A 1507-nucleotide genomic window follows, 5' to 3' on the forward strand; every position below is an offset into this window, starting at 1 on the left:
CCCGCACCCTCGCCACCCACGACCCGGCGGCGTTCAAGGTGCGCATGGCCGGCGACTGGCTCGTGAACGGCACCCCGCCGACCGCCTACACGTCGGCCGGCGAGGTCCCCGAGGAGGGCTGACCGGGCAGCGGGGCGGCCGGACGTGCCGGGCTCAGGCCCAGCGGCGCAGGGCCCGGCGCTCCAGCAGGCCGAGCAGCCAGTCGGTGAGCTTGCCGAGCACGGCGAGCAGGATGATCGCCAGGATCAGCCGGTCCGTGCGCCCGTTGTTCTGCGAGTCGGTGAGCAGGAAGCCCAGGCCCATCGAGGAGGCGATCAGCTCCGCGGCCACCAGGAACAGCCAGGCCTGGGCCAGGGCCAGCCGCAGGCCGGAGAACACGGCCGGCACCACGGCGGGCAGCTGCACCGTCCGCAGCAGGGACAGCCCGTGGTAGCCGAAGGCCCGTCCGGCCTCCACCAGGTGCGGGTCCACATGGCGCAGGGCCGCGTAGACGGTGGTGAACACCGGGAAGAACGCGCCGATCGCGATGAGGGTGACCTTGGACTCCTCGCCGATCTGCATCCAGAGGATCAGCAGCGGCACCCAGGCCAGCGAGGGCACCGCGCGCAGCGCCCCGATCAGCGGGGCGAACAGCGCGTCCGCCCACCGCGACAGCCCGAGCGCGGACCCCACGGCCAGCCCGAGTGCGGCGCCGAGCAGGAAGCCCAGCAGCACGCGCTGGGTGGAGATGCCGACGTGCAGCCACAGGTCGCCCCGCTCCAGCAGGTTGACGCCGGCGCTGAGCACGGCGCCGGGGGAGGGCAGCTGCACCGCGGAGAGCAGCCCGGCGGCCGTCACCGCCCACCACAGCACCAGGAGGACGGCGGGCACGGCCAGGCCCACCACCGCCCGGGCGCCGGGCCGGTCCAGCACCCGGGGGCGCGGCCGTCGGCGTGCCCCCGTCCCCCCGTCGTCGCGGCGATCCGACCGCTCGCGCGCCTCGGGGTCCGTCGTCGCGGCGGGGGTGGTCAGGGCGGTGCTCATCGGATGGCCTCCTCGGCGAAACGGGTGTCCAGGATGCTCGCCAGCGCGGCGTCCACCTGGTGCTGGTAGTCGACGGACCCGGTGTCGACCAGGATCCGTCCGACCCCCGTCAGGGCGTCGAGCAGCTCCTGGCCCGGCACGGGGCTGACGTCCGCGTTGGTGCGTTCGAGGATCACGGTGCGGGCGACGTCGGGAGAGATCTTCGCGGCCTCGGCCAGGATCCCGATGGTCTCGTCCGGGTGGCCGAGCGCCCAGGCGCGGGCGCGTTCGTACGTGTCCAGGACGGTCTGGGCGGTCTCCGGGTCCTCCTCGAGGAAGGACTCCGTGGCGTTGAGGACGGAGAACGTGTTCAGGGTGAGGTCGCGGTGCAGGAAGCGGGCGCCCTCGGCCTCGGCCTTCGCCATGATCGGGTCGAGCCCGGACCACGCGGCCACCGAACCGCCGGCGAGGGCCGCGCGGCCGTCGGCGTGCTGCAGGTTCTGGA

1 protein-coding gene and 1 pseudogene are annotated in these 1507 nt (G+C 74.5%); both read right to left on the bottom strand.

What is annotated here, in order from left to right; translation table 11 throughout:
- Positions 1–153 precede the first annotated feature (153 nt).
- On the bottom strand, positions 154–1023 hold the full coding sequence (locus AB0N07_RS50880; protein ID WP_087114436.1) for an ABC transporter permease: 870 nt from the start codon (positions 1021–1023) through the stop codon (positions 154–156).
- Positions 1020–1507, bottom strand: a pseudogene (locus AB0N07_RS50885) (hypothetical protein); the annotation flags it as partial. The gene AB0N07_RS50880 and the pseudogene AB0N07_RS50885, both read right to left, overlap by 4 nt.

This window comes from Streptomyces sp. NPDC051172, from assembly GCF_040682555.1.
Taxonomy (GTDB): Bacteria; Actinomycetota; Actinomycetes; order Streptomycetales; family Streptomycetaceae; genus Streptomyces.

Coding starts and splice junctions, on each gene's coding strand:
- AB0N07_RS50880 (WP_087114436.1), bottom strand. CDS start 1,023: ATGAGCACCGCCCTGACCACCCCCGCCGCGACGACGGACCCCGAGGCG.